This is a genomic window from Novosphingobium sp. PhB55, assembly GCF_004368805.1.
Taxonomy (GTDB): domain Bacteria; phylum Pseudomonadota; class Alphaproteobacteria; order Sphingomonadales; family Sphingomonadaceae; genus Novosphingobium.
Genome location: NZ_SODQ01000001.1, coordinates 923581 through 946979 on the forward strand (window position 1 = coordinate 923581; position 23399 = coordinate 946979).

At 65.6% G+C, this 23399-nt stretch carries 20 protein-coding genes; 12 read left to right on the forward strand and 8 right to left on the reverse strand.

Features of this window, described 5'->3' with window-relative positions; translation table 11 throughout:
* The first annotated feature begins 85 nt into the window (after positions 1-85).
* Positions 86-1138 (forward strand): tyrosine-protein phosphatase, encoded by a 1053-nt coding sequence (locus tag EDF57_RS04310; protein WP_134093182.1) that lies wholly within the window; start codon positions 86-88, stop codon positions 1136-1138.
* Between the two features lie 137 nt (positions 1139-1275).
* Here the strand turns inward: EDF57_RS04310 and EDF57_RS04315 are convergent, their stop codons facing one another.
* The 4 genes from EDF57_RS04315 to EDF57_RS04330 form a co-directional block, all read right to left on the reverse strand.
* Positions 1276-2550, reverse strand: a complete 1275-nt coding sequence (locus tag EDF57_RS04315) for a metallophosphoesterase family protein (RefSeq protein WP_134093183.1) — start codon at positions 2548-2550, stop codon at positions 1276-1278.
* Between the two features lie 11 nt (positions 2551-2561).
* Entirely contained in the window at positions 2562-5771 is a 3210-nt protein-coding gene (locus EDF57_RS04320; RefSeq protein WP_208324777.1) for a TonB-dependent receptor, read from the reverse strand.
* 225 nt (positions 5772-5996) lie between these two features.
* Positions 5997-6971: a FecR domain-containing protein gene (locus EDF57_RS04325; protein ID WP_132263502.1), complete on the reverse strand. Its 975-nt coding sequence runs from the start codon at positions 6969-6971 to the stop codon at positions 5997-5999.
* The gene (locus EDF57_RS04330) at positions 6971-7495 is read right to left on the reverse strand and encodes an RNA polymerase sigma factor (protein ID WP_279388316.1); all 525 of its coding nucleotides are present in this window, start codon (positions 7493-7495) and stop codon (positions 6971-6973) included. Before EDF57_RS04330 ends, EDF57_RS04325 begins: the two co-directional genes overlap by 1 nt.
* Before the next feature lie 307 nt (positions 7496-7802).
* On the opposite strand from EDF57_RS04330, the gene EDF57_RS04335 reads away from it, so the two are divergent.
* From EDF57_RS04335 to ligD, 8 genes are all read left to right on the forward strand, one after another.
* A complete protein-coding gene (locus tag EDF57_RS04335; RefSeq protein WP_134093185.1) occupies positions 7803-8144 on the forward strand; it encodes a hypothetical protein in 342 nt (113 codons plus the stop codon).
* Positions 8141-9703, forward strand: a complete 1563-nt coding sequence (locus tag EDF57_RS04340) for a PepSY-associated TM helix domain-containing protein (protein WP_134093186.1) — start codon at positions 8141-8143, stop codon at positions 9701-9703. The genes EDF57_RS04335 and EDF57_RS04340 overlap by 4 nt, the downstream gene beginning before the upstream one ends.
* Entirely contained in the window at positions 9700-9984 is a 285-nt protein-coding gene (locus EDF57_RS04345) for a DUF3325 domain-containing protein (protein ID WP_134093187.1), read from the forward strand. The genes EDF57_RS04340 and EDF57_RS04345 overlap by 4 nt, the downstream gene beginning before the upstream one ends.
* 95 nt (positions 9985-10079) lie before the next feature.
* On the forward strand, positions 10080-11039 hold the full coding sequence (locus EDF57_RS04350; protein ID WP_134093188.1) for a glutathione S-transferase family protein: 960 nt from the start codon (positions 10080-10082) through the stop codon (positions 11037-11039).
* A 131-nt stretch (positions 11040-11170) separates the two neighbouring features.
* Positions 11171-11482: a hypothetical protein gene (locus EDF57_RS04355; RefSeq protein WP_243840866.1), complete on the forward strand. Its 312-nt coding sequence runs from the start codon at positions 11171-11173 to the stop codon at positions 11480-11482.
* A gap of 73 nt (positions 11483-11555) precedes the next feature.
* Positions 11556-12536 carry a Ku protein gene (locus EDF57_RS04360; protein ID WP_134093189.1) on the forward strand — a complete coding sequence of 327 codons (981 nt, stop codon included), beginning with the start codon at positions 11556-11558 and terminating at the stop codon, positions 12534-12536.
* 3 nt (positions 12537-12539) lie between these two features.
* Complete coding sequence (locus EDF57_RS04365; RefSeq protein WP_134093190.1) at positions 12540-13019, forward strand: MgtC/SapB family protein; 480 nt, start codon at positions 12540-12542, stop codon at positions 13017-13019.
* 12 nt (positions 13020-13031) lie between these two features.
* On the forward strand, positions 13032-15566 hold the full coding sequence (ligD, locus tag EDF57_RS04370) for a DNA ligase D (RefSeq protein WP_134093191.1): 2535 nt from the start codon (positions 13032-13034) through the stop codon (positions 15564-15566).
* 6 nt (positions 15567-15572) lie between these two features.
* Here ligD and EDF57_RS04375 read toward each other — a convergent pair whose 3' ends face one another.
* The 3 genes from EDF57_RS04375 to EDF57_RS04385 all read right to left on the reverse strand — a co-directional run bounded on the left by EDF57_RS04375 (position 15573) and on the right by EDF57_RS04385 (position 18863).
* Entirely contained in the window at positions 15573-16448 is an 876-nt protein-coding gene (locus EDF57_RS04375) for a phosphatase PAP2 family protein (RefSeq protein WP_134093192.1), read from the reverse strand.
* Positions 16448-17980, reverse strand: a complete 1533-nt coding sequence (locus EDF57_RS04380; RefSeq protein WP_134093193.1) for an arylsulfatase — start codon at positions 17978-17980, stop codon at positions 16448-16450. Before EDF57_RS04380 ends, EDF57_RS04375 begins: the two co-directional genes overlap by 1 nt.
* Positions 17981-18170: 190 nt before the next feature.
* Entirely contained in the window at positions 18171-18863 is a 693-nt protein-coding gene (locus tag EDF57_RS04385; RefSeq protein WP_132263524.1) for a DUF3313 family protein, read from the reverse strand.
* 258 nt (positions 18864-19121) lie between these two features.
* Between EDF57_RS04385 and EDF57_RS04390 the strand changes: the two genes are divergently transcribed.
* The 3 genes from EDF57_RS04390 to EDF57_RS04400 all read left to right on the forward strand — a co-directional run bounded on the left by EDF57_RS04390 (position 19122) and on the right by EDF57_RS04400 (position 22434).
* On the forward strand, positions 19122-20114 hold the full coding sequence (locus tag EDF57_RS04390; protein ID WP_134093194.1) for a transporter: 993 nt from the start codon (positions 19122-19124) through the stop codon (positions 20112-20114).
* 77 nt (positions 20115-20191) lie between these two features.
* The gene (locus EDF57_RS04395; RefSeq protein ID WP_243840867.1) at positions 20192-21445 is read left to right on the forward strand and encodes a BamA/TamA family outer membrane protein; all 1254 of its coding nucleotides are present in this window, start codon (positions 20192-20194) and stop codon (positions 21443-21445) included.
* Between the two features lie 122 nt (positions 21446-21567).
* Positions 21568-22434 carry a Na+-dependent transporter gene (locus EDF57_RS04400; RefSeq protein WP_134093195.1) on the forward strand — a complete coding sequence of 289 codons (867 nt, stop codon included), beginning with the start codon at positions 21568-21570 and terminating at the stop codon, positions 22432-22434.
* Positions 22435-22465: 31 nt separating this feature from the next.
* Here EDF57_RS04400 and EDF57_RS04405 read toward each other — a convergent pair whose 3' ends face one another.
* Positions 22466-23371 (reverse strand): formylglycine-generating enzyme family protein, encoded by a 906-nt coding sequence (locus tag EDF57_RS04405; RefSeq protein WP_134093196.1) that lies wholly within the window; start codon positions 23369-23371, stop codon positions 22466-22468.
* Positions 23372-23399 lie beyond the last annotated feature (28 nt).

Consider the following 23399-nt stretch of genomic DNA (forward strand, 5'->3'; position numbering starts at 1 on the left):
CGGCGCATTGACCTCAGACCTGTCACACAAGATACATACATCCGTTTTAGCAGCCGGCATCAGACAGACATCAAGGATTCCGCCCATGCGCAAGATTGCCCCGACCGTCCTCTCCGCCCTCGTCGCGGCGATGGCCCATTCTCCCGCCTCCGCGCGCGAGCTGGCCACGCTGACGCGTCTGGACGACCAGACCGTCGAGCTGGCCCGGACGGACACGGCACCGGCCACGATCTGGATCAGCACCGACACCGCGCTCGACAAGAACGACCAGCGCATCGCCGCCGCCAGCAGGGACGCCGCACTGAAGCTGCCGATCCCGGCCAGCGAGCGCCGCTACGTCATCATCCAGGGCAAGGGCGGCAAGACCACCGTCGTCGCCGAGCGCGTGGTGCCGCTTCAGCAGGGCAGCAACTTCCGCGACATCGGCGGCTACGTCACCAAGGACGGCCATACGGTGAAGTGGGACAAGGCTTTCCGCTCCGGCGCGATGCCGCTGCTGACCGAGGCGGACTATGCGCTGCTGGGCCAGGTCAATCTGGGCGCCGTGGTCGACTTGCGCTCGATCGAGGAACGCGAAGTCGCACCCGACATGCTGGACGACCGCACCGGCGCACTGTTCCTCGCCAACGACTATTCGCTCAAACCGCTCTTCGCGAAGATGGCCAAGAGCGGCGGCGAGAACATGTATCAGGGCATGGAAATCATGCTGGTCCCGCAGTTCCGCGCGCTGTTCAATCGCCTGCTCGCGAACGAGGGCGCCGTGGTCTATCATTGCTCCGCCGGGCAGGACCGGACCGGCATCGCCACCGCCCTGATCTACGACGTGCTGGGCGTGGACCGCGAGACGATCCTCAAGGACTATCACCGCTCCACCGAACTGCGCCGCCCCCAATGGGAAATGCCCAAAGTCGACCCGGCCGACTTCCCGAACAATCCCATTCTCAAGTACTACGCCGCGCGTGCGGACGGCCAGCCGCCCAAGGCCGAGCCGCTCTACACGCCCAGCGGCGCGTCGCACCTGGCCCAGTTCTTCACGTATCTCGACCAGCAGTACGGCGGATCGGAAGGTTACCTGAAACAGAAGGTGGGCCTGACCGACGCTGACATCGCCAAGCTGCGCAAGACCATGCTCGACTGACGGGTCACGGCCATGCGCCCGCCCGGCCGATCGGGCCGGGCGGGCTGGACGAAACCACGCTTCGGGTCGCAATCGAAGCGCAGCCTCGTCAAGGGCCGGAGCAATGCCCCCCAGCTTGCTCCGGCCTTTTCGCGTACTCAGGGTTTCCGCAAGGTCACCGCGTCGAGCGGCTCTCCGGTGGCGGTATAGGCGCGGTAGGCCAGGGCTTCCTGGCTGACGTCGATCACCTGATAGGCCTGCGTGCGCGATGCCGACTTGCGCGCCCAGGGCAGGCTGCCGACTTCGTACATCTTCGGTCCGGCGACCGAGACGGCATATGTCGTGCCCGCATCGTCCGCCGCAGGGCCGTTCTTGCCGATCGCGCCGCGGGCATAGCCGTGGTCGTGCCCTTGAAGGACCAGGTCCACGCGGTACTTGTCGATCAGCGGCTTCAGCGCGGCGCGCAGCTTCGGATTGTCGCGCTCGGGCTCGCTGGAGAACAGCGGGAAGTGCAGGAACAGGACCGTCCAGCGGTTCGGGTTGTTCGCCAGCAGGCCGTCGAGCCACTTCACGATCGCCTTGCGCGCCGTTTCGTCCCGATCGACCTGCATGGAGTCGATCGAGATCAGGCGCAGGCCCTGGTAATCGGTGTACCAGCTCGTCTCGCGGCTCGCCGGAACGTCGGCCGGGCCGTTCTCCGGCAGCGTGAACTGCCGGCGCCACTGGCCGTTGATCGAGGAACCGGCCCGCGCCGCCTCGTCCTTGACGTATTCGTGGTTGCCCGGCGTCGGCATCTGCGGCGTCTGAGCATAGAGGAACCCGCCCGCAGCAAACCATTCGCCCCATTCGGCATCGCTGTCATGCCGGTTGATGAGGTCCCCGGCATGGATCGTGAAGGCCGCGTCGCCCGCCTGGCGGAAGGCCATGCGCAAGGTGCGCGAGGCTTCCGACAGGATCTGGTTCTGCATGTCCCCCATGTAGATGAAGCGGAACGGCTTCGCCTCGCGCGCGGCGGTGCGGAACTGGAACCATTCGGACCAATGCGCGCCGTCGCCCACGCGGTAGGCATAGACCGTGTCCGGCTCGAGCCCCGCCAGCACTGCCGAGTGATAGGCCGCGCGGAAGGCGGGATCCTCGCGGACGGCCAGCGTGGCGTCGTCAGTCTTCGCCTCGGCCGTCAGCGGCGTTTTCACGAAGTCGGGACTGTTTGTCGCCTTCGCATACTGGACCTGCCCCGGCAGGCCCGGCGCCGAGCGCCAGGTGACGGCCATCTCGGTGGTCGGATCGGCGGTGAGGTTCAGGATCACGCGTTCGGGCCGGACGGTGGCAGGTGCCAGCGGCGCCTGCTGCTGCACCGGCGCATCGGCGGCGAAGGCCGGGAGCGGCAGGCACAAGGCCAGCGCTCCCAGCAGGACATGGGCTTTCTTCTTCATCGCAAGTGTCCTCAGAAGATCAGGTTGAGGCCGAGCGTGATGCTGCGCCCGTTCTTGATGTAGGCGCGGCTCCCCCCGGTCCCCGACGACACGGTTTCCCAATACGTATGCGAGTCGAAGAGGTTCTGGACCTGGAGCTGCACCGAGGACTTCTTGAGGAAGGTCTTGCGGAAGGTCAGGTCCACGAAGCTATAGGCCTGCTCATAAGGATTGTTGCCGAAGTCCTGGATGCCGCCGAGGAATTTCGACTGGTAGTTCCACGCGCCGTAGATTTCCCAGCCCTTGCGCTCCCAGAACAGCTGGAGATTGGCGATCGTCTCGGGCGTTTCCATCAGCGGCAGGGTGTAGCCCTCAGGGTGCCAGGAAAGCCCCGTCACCGCCTTCGAGCGCTGCAACGTCAGGTTTCCGCCCACGCCCAGCGAACCGAGAATGCCCGGCAGCCAGTGCAGGAGCTGCTGGCCGCTGATTTCCATGCCGTAGACTTCCGCCCACTTGCCGTTGTTCGGCATCGAGATCGCCACGCCGGTCGGATCGACGTTCTCGCCCAGCGTCCCGTCACGGATGTTGCTGGAAGAGGAGCGGAACAGGAAATTCTCGATGTGCTTGTAGTAGAGCGCCACCGAATAGGCCCCGGTATTGCCGGCGTAGTGCTCCAGCGACATGTCGAGGTTGAGCGAGCGCATCGGCTTGAGGTTCGGATTGCCCTGGGCGATCGAAGTCAGCACCCATTGCGAGATCGGGTTTTCCTCGCCGTCGCCATCGGGATCGGTGTCGTAGCCATATTCGCGCGCCGAACTCATGCGGGCGATGTCGGGACGCGCGAAGCTGGTCCAGACCGCGCCGCGCAGCTTGGTGCGGCTGTCCAGTTCGTAGTTGACGTGAACCGAGGGCAGCACGTTCACGAAGCTGGACTTGTCCGAAACGAAGCGCTCGCCCTGGATCAGGTCCATGTTCCAGGCGTCGATGGTGTTGCGCGTCGCTTCCATGCGCACGCCTGCGATCACTTGCGCGCGGCCGAAGCGCGCCGTGCCCATGGCATAGGCGGAGATCACGCGCTCGTTGAAGCGGAAGCTGTCCTCGTTGGACAGTTCGGCGTCGTTGGGGTCGACCGCGAAGCCGTCGAAGATCTCGCTGTCGCCATCTTCGGCGCGCTGGAGTTCGGCCAGCATCTTGCGGTTGTCGATGGTCGTGCCCAGGCGATAGAGGCCGCTATAGGCGCCGCCGAACAGGCTGTTCACATCCTTGCCGTAGAATTCGGAGAAGTCCGCCAGGGTGCCGTCCGCCTCGAGATTCAGGAACGAGCCCTGATAAGTGCGGCGGCGCGAATTGTAGAACTTGGCGCCTGTCTTGAACGATTCCACCCAGGAATCGCCCGGCTTCCATTCGAGGTTGAACTGGGCCTGCCACAGCTTCTCGCTGCTTCCGCCCACTTCGCCTTCGAGGCTGCTGAAGTCGTATTGCGAGGGGTCCTGCACCGCTTCCAGACCGGCGGAATTGAGCAGCCACTTGGGGAAGCGCGAATCCTCGCTGCTGCTGAACAGCACGCCCTGATTTCCCAGCCAGCCGTACTTGTCGCTGCGAAACTCCAGGGTGTAGCCGTCGTCGAGATTGTCCTCCGACTGCGAGTAGGACACGTCGTAGTCGATCGTCAGTTCGCCCACGCGCGAAATGCCGCCGAGGTTGGCCGAAGCCAGGCTGCCCGTCTCGCGCGAACCTTCCCAGAAGCGGCGCAGGCGGAAGCCCTGCGGATCCCAGGTGCCCGAACCGCCGTTAAGGCTGTAGAACGACTTGCCCTTGCGGTCGGCATCGGTGATCAGCCCGTCGCCGTCCTGGTCGACGATCTGACCGAGCGAATAGCCATAGATGCGGCCCAGCCTGGAATCGGTACCGACGATGCTGTCTTCGGGCTGGAGCAGCGTCGTATCGGCCACGTCCACCTGCACCAGCCGCGTCGAATTCTTCGCGGTGTCGTTGCGGAAGTTCAGGCGGTTGAGGAATTCGTCCTTGCGGTACTTGTTGTACTGCCCGCGGAAGTGGAAGTCGTGGTCGTCGGAGCGATAGTCGATGCTGGTATTGGCGCCCCAGCGCTTCACGTCGGTCTCGCCGAAGCCCAGATCCATGCCGCGCATCACGAAGCGGTTGGGATCCCAGCCCAGCGTCTCGCTGTTGTCGTACCAGGTGTCCGGCTGGTTATCGCCGTCCACGCCGTTCTGCTCGAACTGCGACTTGCGCCGGCTCCAGCTGCCCGAAACGTAGATGCCGAAATGATCGTTGAACTGGCGCGAGAGGGCGCCCGAAACCTGGCCCGACTTGCGATGATCGTACTTGTCGAGCATGCCGCCCTCGGCCGAGAGGCGAGCATACATCGGCGTCTGGTCGAAGGCGGTGGGGGTGGAAATGTCCACCGAGCCGCCCAGCGCGTCACCGTCGCGGTCCGGCGTCAGGGTCTTGTAGACGGTGATCTGCTTGATGCCGTCCGGCGGCAGGACCGAGAGCCGCACGCCGCGGTAGAAGTTGTTGTCGCGCGAACCGGCACCGCCAAGGCGCACGCCGTTGATCGAATAGTTGTTCAGCTCGGTCGAGAGGCCGCGCACCGTGATGCGGTCGCCCTCGCCCGTGGTCGGGCTGCGCACGGCATTGACGCCGGGAAGGCGCGCCAGCGCCTCGGAGATGTTGTTGGCAGGCAGCTTGCCCATGTCGTCGGCGCTGACCGTGTCGGAAACCGTGTCGTTCTTGCGCTTGATGTCGAGCGAACGCTGAACCGCCTCGATATAGCCGGTGACGACGATCTCACTGTCGCCGGCCCCGGAAGGCTCTTCGGCGGCGACAGTCGCGACCGGGGCAGCCCGGCGCGCCGGCGCGGGAGCGACCGCGGCCGGACGGGGCCGGGCGGCACGGGCGCGCAGGATCACGGTGCTGCCGCGAAGCTGGGTTTCGACATTGGCCCCGCGCACGAGCTGGGACAGGGCCTGCTGCGCGCTCATCTTGCCCGACAGGGCCGTGCTGCGGCGCCCCCGCACCGCATCCGGCGCGGCGGCCACCTGCATGCCGGTGACCCGCGAGAACTCCTGAAGCGCGCGGCCCAGGTCCTGTGCCGGAATGGTGAAACTGTACTGGGCGGTGGCCGCCTCGGCGACCGGCGCGGCAAGGCCGCCCCCGACCGTTGCCAGCGCTATGGCCAATGCCGAGGCATGGGCCAGGGCTTTACTTGAACGAAACATCATATCCCCCGTTGGATCAGGCATTCGGGGGGAAGACGCGGGCAGACAACCAATCCCGACAATTATTTTTTCTTACATTTTCATTACGTTATCAAGTAAACTTGATGACAGCGGAAGATAGCCAGCCCCCCGGCTCAGCCTTCCGCCCACACGGCGAGACGATGACATGAGCGGGCCTGGCCGCGCCGCCGCAGAACGCCCGAAGCCGGCGCCCTGCAAACGAACTCAATGGGAGAGGACGTAGCGCGCCTTTTCCTTGCGCCACTGCAGATCGTGGATCGCCGCCAGCGCTTCCAGCACCATCTCGGGATCGGAGGTCTGGAACCGCCCGGTCACGAGCAGCTGGCCCAATCCCGGATCGGCCAGCACCACCGGCAGGTCCGAACCGCGATTGATGCGCTGCACCAGCTGCTGAACCGAAGTGTCGTCCGCGTCGAACCAGCCGTCGATCCAGCCGGGATGATCGCCGCGCACGTCGCCCAGGCTGCGCACCCGGCCGCCGCCGACTTCGATCCCGTTGCCTGCGGGAAGCCGCCACTGCCGCCCCGCCCCGGCATCGACGCTGACCAGGCCGCGATAGACGCGCACCACCCGCGTCTGGCTGTCCACCAGGTCGATGTCGAAAGCCGTACCCAGCACGGTCACGCGGGAATCGCCCGCGTTGACCGAGAACGTGCGGACTTTCTCGTGCGCCACGTCGAAGAAGGCCTCGCCGTTCTGGAGCGCGACTTCGCGCGACCAGGGCGTGATGCGCACGTCCATCCGGGTCCCGCCGCTCATGCGCACTTTCGATCCGTCCGGCAGCACGACTTCGCGCGAGGTACCGCGGGCGGCGGCATAGCTCGATTCGCTCACCAGCGTGCGGGCGCCCATCGAGAGCACGACCACCAGGCACAGCGCCACGGCCGCGAAGCCCGCGAACTGCTTCCACGCCTGCCCGGCCCAATTCGGCACGGCCTCATCCTCGAAGGTGCCGAAATCGTCGGGCGCGGCTTCGGCGACCTCCAGGGCACTGCGCAAGCTGCCGGACTGCCAGAGCGCCTGGTGCCGCGCATAGCTTTCGACATGGCGCGGATCGCCCATGATCCAGCGATCGAACTCGGCGGCGACTTCAGCGTCGTGCAGCGGACGGTTCATCCGGTCGACCCATTCTGCGGCCTCCCGGTCGATCACGTCGAATTCCTGCCTCTGGGCCGTCATCAGGCGAACTCCGCGAAGTCCACGCCGGCGCGATCGAGCGCCGCGCGCAGATCCAGCAGGCCACGGGTGATATGCTTTTCCACTGCCTTCGCACTCATCGAGAGATCTTCGCCGATCGCACGGCAACTTTCATGATTCAGGCGCCTGCGGATGAGGACTTCGCGGCGCAGCGGCGGCATCCGTCGCAGGCAGAGCGAGAGCACGTCGAGCGCCCGGCGCGAATCGAGAATCCTGTCGAGCGAGGGGTCGTCGCTTTCCCATTCGTCGTCAACGTCATCAGAGTGCTGCGTCTCCTGGCGCATTTCCCGGCGCCGCGTGTCGATCATCAGGTTGTCCGCGATCCTGAAGGCCAGCGCAAAAAGGCTGCCTATCTGCTGCGTCTGGCTGAGAGCGATCAGGCGCGCAAGCGTTTCCTGCGCCACGTCGTCCGCCACGTCCGGTCGCGCCCCTCGCGCACGGAGGTAGCGCAGAAGCGTGGACCTCACTGCATTCCAGTCCTGCGGCGGCGCCGCAGGACGATCCATGGCATTCGATAACACGATTTTTTCCACCCTGCGCCCGGCCGTCCAAAGTCCGGCGCGCGCTGCCTAGGCGGGCACCATGACGGTTTGAGGAAATCCCCATGCGCAAGCGCTCTTAACGCGCGCACCAGCCCTCTCGCCGGCAGCGCGAAACCCCGCACACCCGCCCTGCCCGCCCCGCATCCTCCCGTCCCAATGGCGCTTCCGCAGCCGCCTCGCCATTCTGAACCATTGACTCCGGAGCCCGCCGAAATTACCGGCCATTCTTGCGATTGATTTGCAATATCCTGCTCTCGGGGGAAGAACGAGCATGGCCAAGAGTGCCGCGAATGCCAGAACGACGGGTCCCGCAGGCCGCCGCATCGGCCGCTGGAACGTCGCGTCGCGCATCGTCGCAGCGGTTCCGGCGAACTACCTGGTCACCTCGCTGGCCACGGCCTGCCTGGCGCGGCTGCTGGCGCACGGTCTGGCGGTCAATCCCGCTGAGGCGAGCGTCACCGCCACACTGCTTTCCTTCGCCATTTTCGCCACGATCGCCCTCTTCGCGTTCGGCCTGCGCTCGGTCTCGCGGCTCTGGCTCTGGCTGGCGATCTCCGGCGGCGTGCTGGGGGCTGCTCTCTGGCTCTCGCTCGGCATGGGAGGCCGGCTGTGAAGGAGGGTCTGCGCCAGTCGATGGCGCTTCTCCATACCTGGACCGGGCTGCTGCTGGGCTGGCTGCTCTTCGCCATGTTCGCCACCGGCACTTCGGCCTATTTCCAGGACGAGATCACGCGCTGGATGCAGCCGGAGATCACCGGCAGCGCCGATCCGGTCACTTCGGCCGAGGGCGCCGTCCGCTTCCTCCAGCGCACCGCGCCCGATGCGACGAGCTGGTACATCTCCCTGCCCAACAGCCGCAGTGCCACCACGCAAGTCTATTGGCAGGCGGCCGAAGGCCAGAAGCGCGGCAAGCGCGCGGATACCAGCGCCGTGCTGGACCAGAGCGGCCGCGAAGTCTCCACCCGCGACACGCGCGGCGGCTACTTCCTCTATCGCTTCCATTTCGACCTGCACTACATTCCGGTGCTATGGGCCCGCTACCTGGTGGGCGTGGCGGCGATGTTCATGCTGGTGGCGATCCTGTCCGGGATCATCACGCACAAGAAGATCTTCGCCGACTTCTTCATGCTGCGCTTCAACAAGGGCCAGCGTTCCTGGCTGGACGCGCATAACGTCACGGCCGTGATCGCCCTGCCCTTCCACCTGATGATCACGTTCACCGGCCTGGTCACGCTGGCGATCATGTACATGCCCTGGGGCATTGCCGCGAACTATGCCGACCGTACGGCGTTCCAGGACGCCGTCTTCGGCAAGAGCGTGGACGTGGCGCGCAGCGGCAATCCTGCACCGCTCGTAGCCGTGGCACCGCTGATGCGCACCGCTTCGGCCGCGTGGGACGGCAAGCGCGTGGGCTACGTGAAGATCACCAATCCCGGCGATTCCACCGCCATGGTCAACATCGCCCGCGCATCGGAAGGCGCCATCGGTTCGCGCGGCGAGGAAATCTCCTTCAACGGCATCACCGGCCGCCCGGCGGATCACAGCATGGCAAAGGGCGCGGCGCTCGCCACCGAAAGCGTGATGATCGGCCTTCATGCGGGACGCTACGCCGAGTACGGCCTGCGCTGGCTCTATTTCCTCTCGGGCCTGGGCGGCACGATCATGGTGGGCAGCGGACTGGTGCTCTGGACGGTCAAGCGCCGCACCAAGCTGCCCGATCCCAGCCATCCGCACTTCGGCTTCCGCCTGGTCGAGAAACTCAACATCGCCACCGTCGCGGGCTTTCCGGCCGGCATAGCGGCCTACTTCCTGGCCAACCGCCTCCTGCCCCTGAGCATGGCCGAACGCGCCGATCATGAGATCAACAGCCTGTTTCTCACCTGGCTGGCGGTTTTCGTCTGGGCGGTGGTTCGCCCCTCGGCGCGCGCCTGGCCCGAGGCGCTCGGCCTCGCCGCCGCGCTGTTCGCAGCCGTGCCGGTGGTGAACGCCCTGACCACCTCGCGCGGACTGCCCGCCAGCCTCCTTGCGGGCGACTGGTTGTTCGTTTCGTTCGACCTGGTGATGCTGGTGCTGGCCGCCGGCTTCGCCAAGGGCGCGCGCCGCGCCGCGCGCAAGCGGGCGGAAGGCCCCCGCGCCGTTCGGCGCAAGACCCCGGAGGCCATGGCCGCATGATCCACCTTCTCGCCGTCCTCCTCTCCGCCGGCGCCTTTACCGCCCTCGCGCTTTCGATGAAGCGCCACCAGCGCGACTTTGCCGGCCGCGCCCTGACCGAGCGCGAGAGCCGCCTGGCGCGGACCGCCGGCTGGTCTCTGGTGGGACTGGTCCTCGCGATCGACATTGCCGTCTTCGGCTTCGGCTATGCGCTGGTCGCCTGGGCCGGGCAATTGACGATGGGCGCCTGGCTCAACGTGGCCTGGCTCTGCTGGAAAACCGGCGCCTCGCGAAAGAACTGACATCCCACGGGCACAAACACCGCGTCCGGACGTCCTGAAGGTATGAAGCGGCGGGCGGCAATCCGGCGCGATCCGTGCACAAAGGGAAGCCATCCATGGGAATGCTGGTCGACGGTCAATGGCATGACGTCTGGTACGACACCGAATCCACCGGCGGCCGTTTCGTCCGCAAGGACGCCGCCTTTCGCGACCGGGTGACGACGGACGGGGAATTCGCCGCCGAACCCGGCCGCTATCACCTCTATGTCAGCCTCGCCTGCCCCTGGGCGCACCGCACGCTGATCGTTCGCGCGCTCAAGGGGCTGGAGGAACTGGTTTCCGTTTCGGTGGTCAACTGGCTCATGCTGGAAAAGGGCTGGACCTTCGATCCGGCGCCCGGGGTGATCCCGGACCCGATCCACCAGGCCCGCTTCCTCCACCAGGTCTACACCGCCGCCGATCCGGCCTATAGCGGCCGCGTGACCGTGCCGGTGCTCTGGGACCGGAAGACCGGGCGGATCGTCAACAACGAATCCTCCGAGATCATCCGCATGTTCAACCAGGCTTTCGACGGGCTGGGCGCGGCGCCGGGAGACTTCTACCCCGAAGCCCTGCGCGCGGAGATCGATGCGGTGAACGCCCGGGTCTACGATACGGTCAACAACGGCGTCTACAAGGCCGGCTTCGCGACCCGCCAGGACGCCTACGAGGAGGCCGTCCAGCCGCTGTTCGATTCGCTGGACTGGCTGGAGGATCGCCTGTCGCGCAATCGCTATCTGGTGGGCGACAGACTGACCGAGGCCGATATCCGCCTGTTCACCACATTGGTGCGCTTCGATGCGGTCTACGTCGGCCACTTCAAGTGCAACCTGCGGCGGATATTCGATTATCCCAACCTGCAGGGGTTCCTGCGCGACATCTACCAGACGCCGGGCGTAGCCGGCACGGTAAACTTCCAGCACATCAAGGGCCATTATTACGAGAGCCACCGCACGATCAATCCCACCGGGATTGTCCCGTCCGGCCCGATACTTGATCTGGACAGCCCGCATGGCCGCGGCAGCGGGCCGGCCTGAAACGGGACGGACCGCGTCGCTCGGGGAAACTGCGGTGTTTCCTGTTACGGGAAAACAGGTAAGCTGGAGGCCGATCAGCCCAGTACCCTTCCGATCTTATCCCTTCCGGAAATTCTTAGGAGGCGCCCCCCATGCGCAAGGATGCATCCCTTTACTCGATCGACGGTTCCTCGCTTCCCAATGCCTCCTCGGAAGAATCGCTGACCGACCGGCTCAATCGGGTGCTGGAAGTGCTGAGCGCCGAGTTCCCGCATGCGGTCGACATCGGCCTGGAGTTCGACGGCAAGCTCCACGCGCATATCGACGTGCGCGGCGGCGAGGAAGTCTGCGGGGTCGAATCGAAGCTTCCCAACCTGGGCGACGGGATGTTCACCCAGGTGGCCCACGGCGCCACGCCGCATCACCCCTTCTTCCACCGGATCAGCGCCATCGTCGTCGGCTGACGTCTCTCCGAACCGCTTTGCGGGAACCAACCCAGGGCCCGCGCCTTTCTCATCGGCGAGGAAGGAACGGGCCATGGCCGCACGCGCATACTGGCAAGGACAGATCAGGCTCGCCCTGGTGTCGATTCCCATCGAGGTCTACCCGGCTACCAAGTCCGGCGCCGCCATCTCGTTCCACCAGATCCACGAACCGAGCGGCAAGCGCATCCGCTACGAGAAAGTCGCGCCCGGCGTAGGCCCGGTCGATCGCGACGAGATCATCAAGGGCTATGAAATCTCCAAGGGCAACTACGTGCTGCTCGACGAGGAAGAGATCGAAGCCGTCAAGATCGAGAGCCGCAAGACGCTGGAACTGGTGCAGTTCGTGGACGCGGGCGACATCGACGTGCTCTATTATGAAAAGCCCTACTTCGTCGTCCCCGCGGACGATCTTGCCGAGGAAGCCTACGTCGTCCTGCGCGAGGCGCTGCGCCAAAGCCGCAAGGTCGGGCTTGGCCAACTGGCGGTGCGCGGGCGCGAGCAACTCGTCTCGATCAAGCCGTGCGGGCGGGGGCTGGTGATGGAAGTCCTTCGCTACGCCGACGAAGTCCACAAGGCGCAGGGCTATTTCCGCGAGATCGGCGAGGATAAGCCCGACGCCGACTTGCTCGACCTGGCGACCACGCTGATCGAGAAGAAGAGCGCGCCCTTCCACCCCGCCGAATTCCATGATCGCTATATCGATGCCCTTCACCGGCTGATCGACAAGAAGGCCAAGTCGAAAAGCAACAAGCGCGTGCTGGAGGACGTCGGGGATCCATCGGGCGGCAGCAAGAGCAATGTCATCGACCTGATGGCCGCGCTCAAGAAGTCGGTCGGCGACAGCGGCAGCCGCACGGGGAAAGCGGCGCCTGCGAGCAAGTCCGCAGCGGACAAGGGCTCCGCGGCGAAGGCACCTGCCAAGAAGGCCGAGGCGAAGAAGCCTGCCGCCAAGAAGCCGGCGGCGACGAAGAGCCCGGCCAAGACCACGAAGGCCACGAGCACCACGACCACGCGAAGCCGCAAGCGCGCCTGAGCCATGGAACTCAACCCGGCGATCCCCCTCCATGCGATCGATTCCGAGGTTCTGCTGCGGCTTGGCATTGCCGCCGTGGTCGGCCTGTTGCTCGGCCTCGACCGCGAGTGGCACGGCCATCCGGCCGGCCTGCGCACGCACGGACTGGTCTGCGTGGCGGCGGCCACGATGACCACTTCCATCATAGCCCTCTACTTCCAGCTCGACGGACCGCGCATGGACCCTCTGCGCATCTTCGAGGCGACCGGCGCTTTCGTGGGCTTCATCGGAGCCGGGCTGATCGTGTTTTCCCGCGGGCGCCTGCGCAACCTGACCACAGCCGCGCATATGTGGCTGACCGCGATCATCGGCATCGCCTGCGGCGCCGGGCAGTGGCCGCTGGTGGCCATCGGCATGTTGGTCAGCCTGGTCATGGTGACGGCGCTGCATTTCGTGGAGGCGCGCTGGGACCGGCGGCATCCTTCGCCCATCAAGGAACGGTAAGGAACGGTAAGGATGGCCAAGTCCGACCCTCTCGCCGAATACAACCGCAAGCGGGACTTCGCCCGAACCGCCGAGCCGGCCGGTAAGCGGCAGAACAGCGAAGCGGGCAATATCTTCATCGTCCAGAAGCATGCCGCGCGGCGGCTGCACTGGGATTTCCGGCTGGAAGTGGACGGTGTGCTCAAGTCCTGGGCCGTGACCAGGGGCCCGAGCGCCGATCCCGAGGACAAGCGGCTGGCCGTCCGTACCGAGGACCACCCCCTCTCCTACGCCCGCTTTGAAGGCAACATTCCGCAAGGCGAATATGGCGGCGGCACCGTCATGCTCTGGGACGAAGGCACCTGGGCGCCGATCCCGGGCAAGAGCGCGAAGGACCTGGAGGAAGGACACCTCCACTTCACGCTCGACGGGGAGCGGATGAAGGGCGAGTGGCTGCTGGTGCGGATGAAGGGCCGCCCCGGTGAGAAGCGCGAGAACTGGCTGCTGCGCAAGGTCAGCGACGGCCATGCCGTCTCCGGCGATCAACTGGTCGAGGAAGGGCTTAAAAGCGTGCTCACCGGCCGTACCATGGCCGAGATCGCAGCGGACAAGGCGGGCACGCAGTCGCTCAAGGGTAAGAAGGGCAAGGCCTTTGCCGATGCCATGGACGACGCCGCGCAGCACAATTCGGAGACTGCCAAGACGGCCAGGCCTCCAGCGAAGCGGCGGCCCGGCGGCCGGGCCAAAGGCGCCCCGCCGAAGTTTCGCGCGGTCCAGCTGGCCACGCTCGTCGATGCCGTGCCGGACGGCAACTTGTGGATGCACGAGATCAAGTTCGACGGCTACCGCGCGCTCGCCGCCGTCGCCGGTGATACCGTGCGAATATATACCCGCAGCGGCCTCGACTGGAGCGACAAGTTCGCCCCGCTTGCAGACACTTTCGCCGCGCTCGACCTTCCGCCCAGCCTGATCGACGGCGAGATCATTGCCCGGGGACCGGACGGCAATCCCAGCTTCTCCAACCTGCAGGCCGTGCTCAAGCGCGGACACGGCAGCCAGAAACCCGGCGACAAACTGGAATTCCACGCCTTCGATTTGCTCGAACTCGATGGGCGGAACTTGGCCCCGCTCCCCAATATCGAGCGCAAGGAGCGGCTGGAAGCGCTGCTGGCCGATGCCCGATCCCCGCTTTTCGTGGCAGACCATGTGATCGGCGCGGGTGAAAAGCTCTACGCGGCGATGTGCCAGGCGGGCCAGGAAGGCGTGATCGCCAAGCGCATCGACGCCGCCTATGCGGGCCGCCGCACCCGCAACTGGGTCAAAGTGAAATGTACCCGCAGGCAGGAATTCGTGGTGGTCGGATGGAGCCGATCGAGTGCGAAGGGACGGCCGTTTTCCTCGCTGCTGCTGGGGCAGTACGAAGAGGGGAAGCTGGTCTATCGCGGCAAAGTGGGCACCGGATTCGACGGCGACACCCTGGGCGATCTGGCGGCCCGGCTGGCGCCGCTCGTCCGCAAGACCGCGCCGGTGGAAGTCGACCGGACCGAAGCGCGCGGCGCGACCTGGGTAACGCCGAAGCTTGTCGCCGAGATCGCCTTTGCCGAATTCACCACCGAAGGGCGTGTGCGTCACGCCAGTTTCTTGGGCCTGCGCAGCGACAAGCCGGCGAAGGAGGTCACCCCCGAAATGCCCAAGTCCGCCCCCAAGGCCGCGATCGACGTCGAAATATCCAGCCGGGACCGGGTGATCTTCCCGGAGACCGGCCAGACCAAGGGCCAGCTTGCCGACTACTATGCCGCAGTGGCCCCACTCATGCTGCCTTTCGCCGCCAACCGGCCGATCAGCCTCGTCCGCTGCCCCCAGGGTCGCGCCCGGAAATGCTTTTTCCAGAAGCACGACAGCGGCTCGTTCGGCCCTCACGTCTCTCACGTCCCGATCCGCGAGAAGGATGGCGGCAGCGAGGACTACCTCTATATCGACGACGCCGAAGGGCTGGTCGCCTGCGTGCAGATGGGGACCATCGAGTTCCACGGCTGGGAATCGCGGGCGGACGCCGTCGAGAAGCCGGACCGGCTGATCTTCGACCTCGATCCCGACGAAGGGCTGGACTTCGGAGACTGCCGCCGCGCCGCGCAGGACTTGCGCCGCCAGCTTGCGGATATCGGCCTGGTCAGCTTCGCCATGTTGTCAGGCGGCAAAGGCGTCCATGTCGTGGTGCCGCTGACGCCCGGCCATGACTGGGACAGCCACAAGGACTTCGCCCGCCGGTTCGCCGAAGCCTTGAGCACGGCCGAACCAGACCGCTTCGTGGCAACGATGAGCAAGGCCAAGCGCAAGGGCAAGATCTTCATCGACTGGCTGCGCAACCAGCGCGGCAGCACCGCCGTCCTGCCCTATTCCGCCCGAGCCCGCGCCGGAGCGCCGGTGGCGGTTCCGATCTCCTGGGACGAGCTGGACGGAATGAAGGACGCCCATCCCTTCTCGATCGACGATGCCGAAGCCCTGATCGAACACGCAGCCGACTTGCGCGGCTGGGGCTTTGCCGAGCAACCCCTGCCGAACTTCTGACGCGCGTTATTGCAGCCGAAGCCCCGCGGCTTCCGTGCTGCATGCCTCTACGGACGGCGCGCGCTTCGTTCCGGTCCTGGCCAGTTCGGCGCGCGCTGCGTCGAGGTCGGCACGAAACGCCTGCTCGGCATGGAGCCGCGCCAGCGTGGCCGCCGCCATCAGTCGCCCGGCATCGACATCGCTTGCCCAATGGACATTGCAGACCAGCCGGCTATCCCCGAAATCACGGCCGCGCTGGAGAATGGCATCGGCGCGATCGGGCACGAGTTCGGCCAGGATCAGCGCCCAGCCCCAGCCCAGCGCGCTATGGCCGGAGGGATAGGATCCGTCGGTGCGCAGCACGGCTTCGTCCTGCGGTGAGCAGGTCGTGTCGCCGTGAGCCACGAAAGGCCGCACGCGGCGATAGTGGTCCTTGGCCTTGTAGGTGGAGAGTCCGATGTCGATCATCGCCTTGCTCATCACGCGGTAGAGCACCGGCGTGCGCTTGGCATCCGGTATCACGCCGGCGGCGCAGGCAAAGGCCTGGAAGGCATGCGCCGGCTTGAGATCGGCATCGCTCGCCGCCTGGATGAAGCGCGGACTGTCTTTCGGCCGGGCCATGGCCTTGTCCGTTTCCTCGTCCCGCGCGAACGCGGCCGATCCTTCTGCCGGTGGCGGCGGCAGCAGTGCCAGGCTATCCGGAAGCTGCGAGAGCGGGAGGTAGCCCTTCGGCATGCCCGGCGGCAGCTTGGCGGTGATGCTGGGCGGTCCGGCGCTGGGAGCGCCCGTCTGCACGGGCGCCGGGCCGGCAGTGGTTCCCTGGGGCGACTGGGCCGCCGCGGATACGAATATCGCGGCGGCACCCAGTGCCGAAAGGAGGATCGGAAGGCGCGCGCTCCCCATCAACTGGAACCGGCAGCGGCATCGGCCATCTTGGCGATGGCGTCGTCGATGGTGAAACTGTTGGGACGCTGGATCGGCGGAAATTCCTTGAACGTCTCCGCGAACATCGCCGCGCCGGTCTGGGCCGCATAGATGAAGTAGGCGTTGTGCAGGAACCAGTCGTAATAGGTGTTCGAGGTGATATCCGCGAACTCGTAAGGGTCGGTCCGCAGGTTGAACATCTTGGGCAGTCTCAGCCGGGTGAAGGGTTCGGCCCAGACCTGCATGGTGCCCGGGCAGCGCTGTTCCAGGAACACCAGCTTCCAGTTGTCGTAGCGCATCGCCAGGATGTCGCCATCGTCGCTGATGTAGAAGAAGAAGTTGCGCGGGCTGTCCTTCTCCTTGCCGGTGATGTGGCCCAGCAGGCTCTTGCCGTCGATGTGGTTCTTGTAGGTGCGGCCGATCGCCTGGTGGCCCTTCTTCACTTTCTCGACGATGTCGGGTTCGCCCGCCATTTCCAGGAAAGTGGGCAGCCAGTCGTGGTGCTGGACGATGCCGTTGGAGATCGAGCCGGGCTCGATCCTGCCCGGCCAGCGCACCATCATCGGAATGCGGAACGCGCCTTCCCAATTGGTGTTCTTCTCGCTGCGGAACGGGGTCATGCCGCCATCCGGCCAGGAGTTGCGGTGCGGGCCGTTGTCGGTCGAATACATGACGAACGTGTCGTCGGCGATGCCCATGTCGTCGAGAGCATCGAGAACCTGGCCGACGTTCTTGTCATGGTCGATCATGGTGTCGTGATAGTCGGATTGCCAGCGACCGGCCTGGCCCTTGCTCTCCGGCTTGGGGTGCGTGAACATGTGCATGTGCGTGGTGTTGAGCCACACGAACCACGGCTTGTCGTCCGCCTCCTGCCGCTTGATGAAATCGAGCGCCGCGGCGACGAATTCGTCGTCGCAAGTCTCCATGCGCTTCTTGGTGAGCGGGCCAGTGTCCTCGATCTTCTGCTTGCCCACTTTGCCCCAGCGTTCCATCTCCGTGGGATCGTCCTTGTCGGTCGCCCAGCTGTGGATCACGCCGCGGGGGCCGAAGCGTTCCTTGAACTTGGGGTCCTTCGGATAGTCCTCCATCTCGGGCTCTTCCTCGGCATTGAGGTGATAGAGGTTGCCGAAGAACTCGTCGAAACCGTGATTGGTGGGCAGCATGTGGTTCAGGTCGCCCAGGTGGTTCTTGCCGAACTGCCCGGTGGCATAGCCCTGCTCCTTGAGCAGCGCCGCGATGGTCACGATCTTTTCATTCATGCCGGTGGGCGCGGCGGGAATACCCACCTTGGAGAGCCCGGTGCGCAGCACGCTCTGCCCGGTGATGAAGGACGAGCGCCCCGCGGTGCAGCTCTGTTCGCCGTAGCTGTCGGTGAACTTCATGCCTTCCCTGGCAAGCCGGTCGATGTTCGGCGTTCGATAGCCCATCAGGCCGTCGGTATAGCAACTGAGATTGCTGATTCCGATGTCGTCACCCCAGATGACCAGGATGTTCGGCTTTCCATTCGGCATGATAGGCATCCTTCTGCACGATAGGACCGCAATGGTCGTGAAGGCGGGCCGATTCGGCCATCCGGGTTTCACCCGATACCAAGTTGTTTTGCATCCTAGGGGAGTGGATATTGCATGTCCGGCCCATCACTCGCGCAAATAACGTTACGAACACGCTTCGGACCGGACCTTTTATTTTCCAGTATTCTCGCTATTTCTTGGACATCCCCTCGGCATTGATGGGCGAGAGGCTCTTCAATTCGGTGAGGCCCGCAGCGCTCAGCTTGGCCCAGTGAGCGAAGAGGTCTTCGAAGTCCGCCGTGTTGGTCACGGTGTTGCGCAAATAGGCCCGGCTGTCCTCCATGCTGCGGGAATCGACCGCACGGCCGAGCAAGGCACCGGTGCGCGAATCGCGCGCCTCGATCACCAGCGTGCCGCCTCCGGCGTCGCGGGAAAAGGTCCACGACCGGCCCGCCGTCATGGGGTCCGGGGCGACCACGTCGAGATTGACGACCGCCGTGGATAGCCGCAGCACATCGGAGCCGGGCTGGTCCACCACCTGGTATCCTGCCTTCTGGTAAGCTTCCACGAACAGCTTGTGGAAGCCGGTCTTCGCCTGCTCCAGGATATCCCGCGCCTGCTCGTTGGAGACGGGGCGCCCCCTGTCCTCGGCAAAGCCATGCTCACGCTGCCAGTTCTTGCGGAAGGCTATTTCCGCCGGGTCGATCATGACTTTGGTGTAGCCGCGAAAGTCCGCATCGGGCTGAAGGTAGACCGTCTCGATCTTGCTTGATTTCACATGCATCAGCCCGTCCCAGGTGTCCGGCGCCTTGGCCGCCAGGGCGGGCACGGCGCAAGCGAGCAGAAGGGGCAGGACGGCATATCTGGACAAGCGCGCGCGCATCTTGAGTCTCCTCTGTTCCCGGTCTCGGGTCCCGACTTTTTCGCAGAACATTATCCGCAGCGCAGCGGCGCGCACATCGGGACCATTACCGGCTTTGCGCGGGACTACTCCGTTCCCCAGCGACGGCCCGCTCCCGCCCTGACCGCTCCCGCCCCGCCCACCCGGGCATGCGTCGGGCAATCCGGGGGTAATCCCCGATTCAGCTCCCGGCCTGCCTGCCGCACTCTCCTCGACCAGTCAGAGGATCAGGAGCGGTACATGCCCCATGTCAATTTCCGGCACGTCTTGTGGAGTCTCCTGGCGCTGGGATGCAGCCAGGCCGCAGGCACGGCCCAGGCCTCGGAAGGCGGCACCAGCATCTACCTGCTGGGATCCGGCGGCCCCGCCGCCGCCGTTCAGCCGCCCGTCGAAGGCATCTTCGTGGACGACACGATGTATTTCTACGGCGGCGACATCGCGGCCGACAAGAGCCTTGTCGTGGGCGGCAATGTCGCGCTGGGCCTCGACTCCTTCGTGGCGGCACAGTTCACCACCCTGGTCTGGGTACCCTCCACCAAGTTCCTGGGCGGCACCCTGGCCCTTGGCGGCTCGCTGCCGCTGGCCGCGCCCTTCGTCGATGCCTCGGTGATCGTCTCCGGGCCCGGCGGACAGTCCATCACCCGCTCCCGCACCGACAATACCCTGGCGATCGGCGACCCCCTCGCCAACATGTCGCTCGGCTGGAAGTGGGACAAGTTCTACCTGCAGGTCGGCGGCTTCGTGAATATCCCGGTGGGCCACTACCGCGAAGGCGAGCTGGCGAACATCGCGTTTCACCGCTGGGCTGGCGACGCCTCGCTGGCGGCGAGCTGGCACGATACCGATTCCGGCTGGGACGTCAGCGCCAAGGCCGGTGTCACTTTCAATGGCAACAACAAGGTCACCGACTACAACACCGGCAACGAGCTTCATGTCGAAGCCGCGGTGGAGAAGAGTTTCTCCGAGAAATTCTCCGCCGGGATCGTCGGCTATTATTACGACCAGATCAGCGGCGATACCGGCGAAGGTGCGGTGCTCGGCCCCAACAAGGGCCGGGTCGCGGCGCTGGGCGGCACGGCGGCCTATAACCTGATCCTCGGCCGCAGCCCGGCCACCTTCCGGGTGCGCGTATTCCAGGAATTCGACGCCCGCCGCCGTCAGGAAGGGACCGCGGGCATGTTGAGCCTGACCTTGCCGCTCAAGATCTTCCCGCCGGCCGCCGCGACGAACTGACCGGACACCGATCGGCCGCGTCTTGCCGGTCGCCACTGCGCCGCAAGACGTGTGCCCATCCAGAAGGAGAGCCGACCATGCAGCAGCGGCCGGATGCCACGCCCCCTCGGCCCCTGTCCGCGGTCCCGCTCCGGTCTGCCCCGATGCTGGCGACGCTGCTGCTGGCCGGGCTTCCGTTTCCCGTCATGGCACAGAACCTGCCGGTGCAGCAGATGGCGAACGACACCGTCATCGCGACGACTTCGCTGTCCGCCCCCCAGAACGACCGGCCTGGCACCGGCGACGCCGCCACATCGGCAGCCGCGCCGCCGGCACCTCCCGCCGCCAAGAAGATGAAACCCGACCTGCTGGTCGTTCCCATTCCGATGTCGAACCCGACGGTCGGGGCCGGGCTCACCGTGGCGGGGGTGCTGTTCTACAACCCCAACGGCTCCAGCCAGCCCTGGGTCACCGGCGGCGGCGCCTTCTATACCACCAACAAGAGCTGGGGCGCCGGCGCGGTGCACAGCATGTCGCTGGACGACGACCGCTTCAAGGTGCTGCTCTTCGGCGGCTATGCCGACATCAACATGCAGTTCTACGGCATCGGCGCCAATGCGGGCGACCGCGACATCTCAGTGGACCTGGAGGACCGGGGCACCATGATCCTGTCGCAGGGGCAGTACGAGATCGCAGAGCACTTCTACGTCGGCGCGCGCTATCGCTTTCTCAAGGTAAACTCGCGGATAAAGCGAGAAAACCCGCTCTTTCCCGATCTCAATCTACCGGGCAACCTGCTCGACAGCCAGACTTCGGGCATCGGCCCGGCCGTGACTTACGACAGCCGGGACAACCAGTTCGCGCCGCGCAAGGGCGCGAATGTCACGCTCGTCGGCGTCTTCAACATGGACGCGCTGGGCAGCGATTTTTCCTATGACACCTGGCAGTTCGCGGCCAGTGGGTACTTCCCGGCGACCTCCACCGGCACGCTCGCGATCCACGGCAGTCTTTGCGCGGTATCCAAGGGGGCCCCGTTCTACGACTTGTGCATGTACGGCCAGAACGGAGACCTTCGGGGATACGAAATGGGCCGCTACCGCGACCGCGCGATGTGGACCGCGCAAGTCGAATGGCGCCAGCAAATGAGCGACAGGTTCGGCGGCGTCCTGTTCGGCGGGATCGGCGGGATCGGAGACAGCCTCGGAGATCTCGACCATGGCAAGTTCCTGCCCGCCGTGGGCATGGGCCTGCGTTTCAAGGCCTCGCCAGAGACCGGCACGAACTTGCGGCTCGACATCGCGATGGGTCGGGATTCACAGGCCATCTACTTCGGAATCGGCGAGGCGTTCTGAGCGACGCCGCCTCACGGAAGAGGCGGATAGCGGCATTTCACGAGGCGGCTAGGGACTTTCCCCGATCAACTTTTGCTCCTGCCAAGGCAATGATCGCAAAGCACAACGGAAGGTGAAGACCGATGGAGATCGTGAAACAACTGATACCGTTACTGCTGACCTTGAGCCTCGGCCTGCTGGTGGTTGCGGCCGGACTGGCATCGTCGCGCGGTGACTTCGCCTATGTCCTGAAGCGCCCGCGGCTGTTGCTGCCCGCTTTCGTGGCGATCATGGTGATCCCGATCCTCGCGGCCATGGCCATCGTCGCGCTGTTCCCGCTTTCCCAGGCGGCAAAAGCAGGCATCCTGCTCATGGCCATTTCGCCCGTGCCCCCACTGATGCCGGGCAAGGCTCTGAAGGCGGGCGGTCACACGCCCTATGTCTACGGCCTCATGGCGACCGGCGCCGTCTTCGCCGTGATCTTCGTGCCGATCCTTGGCGCCCTGGCAGCCCGCTTCTACGGCGTTCACGCCCAGTTCCCGGTCAGCGTGGTCGCGCGCAATATCCTCATCGGCGTGGCCATCCCGCTTGTGGTAGGGCTGGTAGTCGGCCGGGTCCTGCTCAGGGCGCCCGCTCCGCGCCTGACGAAAGCCGTGACCATTGCCGCCTACCTGCTGCTCGTGCTGGCCGCACTGCCGATCTTGATCAAAGTCTGGCCGGCGATGATGGCGCTGATCGGCAATGGCACGGTTCTGGCCATGATACTCGTCGTCGTCGTGGCCATCGCGGGCGGCCATTTTCTTGGTGGCGACAACCTGGCGGACCGAGGCTCGCTTGCCATCTCCGCCGCCATGCGACACCCTGGCATCGCCTTGGCCCTGGCCGGTGCCAATCACGCCAATGCGGCGCTTTCGGCTGCAGTCCTGCTGTTCCTGATAGTCGGGTTCCTGGTGCTGATCCCTTACCAGATGCTCCTGCGGCGACAGGAAAAGCCCGGAGATCAGGTCTGATCCCCGGGCCCTGCAGGCTCAGTTGTTCGCGTCAGATCCTGGCGATGGCCCGGAAACCGACATGGGACGTCGAGGTATCGACCGGCTGGGCATGGCGCGCCGCCGGTCGATAGCGCTGGCAGTAGTTCGGCGCGCAAAGGTGCGAGCCGCCCTTGAGCACGCGCCGTGGGATGCGCGTGGGATCGTTCGGGTCGACACTGTCCTGCATCGCCTTGGCCCGCGCCGTGGAGCAGCAGCTCCTGACCGGCGCCGCACCGGGAGAATCGCGCCACCAGTCGGCGGTCCATTCCCAGACGTTGCCGATCATGTCGTTGAGCCCATAGCCGTTGGCCGGATAAGTGCCGACGGGCGAGGTCCGCAGCCACCCGTCCTCGCGCAAGTTCGCATAAGGGAAAGCGCCCTGCCAGGTGTTGGCCTGATGGACACCGCCCGGCACGAGTTCGGAACCCCAGGCGAATTCGGTGCCTTCGCTGCCACCGCGCGCCGCGAACTCCCATTCCGCCTCGTTCGGCAGCGAGAGTCCCGCCCAGTCGAGATAGGCCTCGACATCGACCAGCGCGACATGGACCACCGGATGTTCGGCGATCTCGTCCAGGGAGCTATCTGGACCGGTGGGATGGCGCCAGTCCGCGCCGGACTGGAACGACCACCACTGGCTGACCGGCCCGCGCGGATCGACCGGGCGGGCGGGCGGCTGGAACACGAGCGAGGACGGTACCAGCATCTCCGGCAGGGCGCCGGGATAGTCGGCCGGGTCCGGCGCCTGCTCTGCAAAAGTGCGGTAGCCGGTTTCCGCCACGAACCGCGCGAATTCCCGGTTGGTCACCGGGTTGCGGTCGATCCAGAAGCCTTCGACCGCGGCCGGCCGTTCGGGCCGCTCCTCGGGATAATGGTGGTTGGAGCCCATGGTGAACTGCCCGCCTTCGATCCAGACCATGTCGCGATCGGATCCGGGGCGGGTCTTT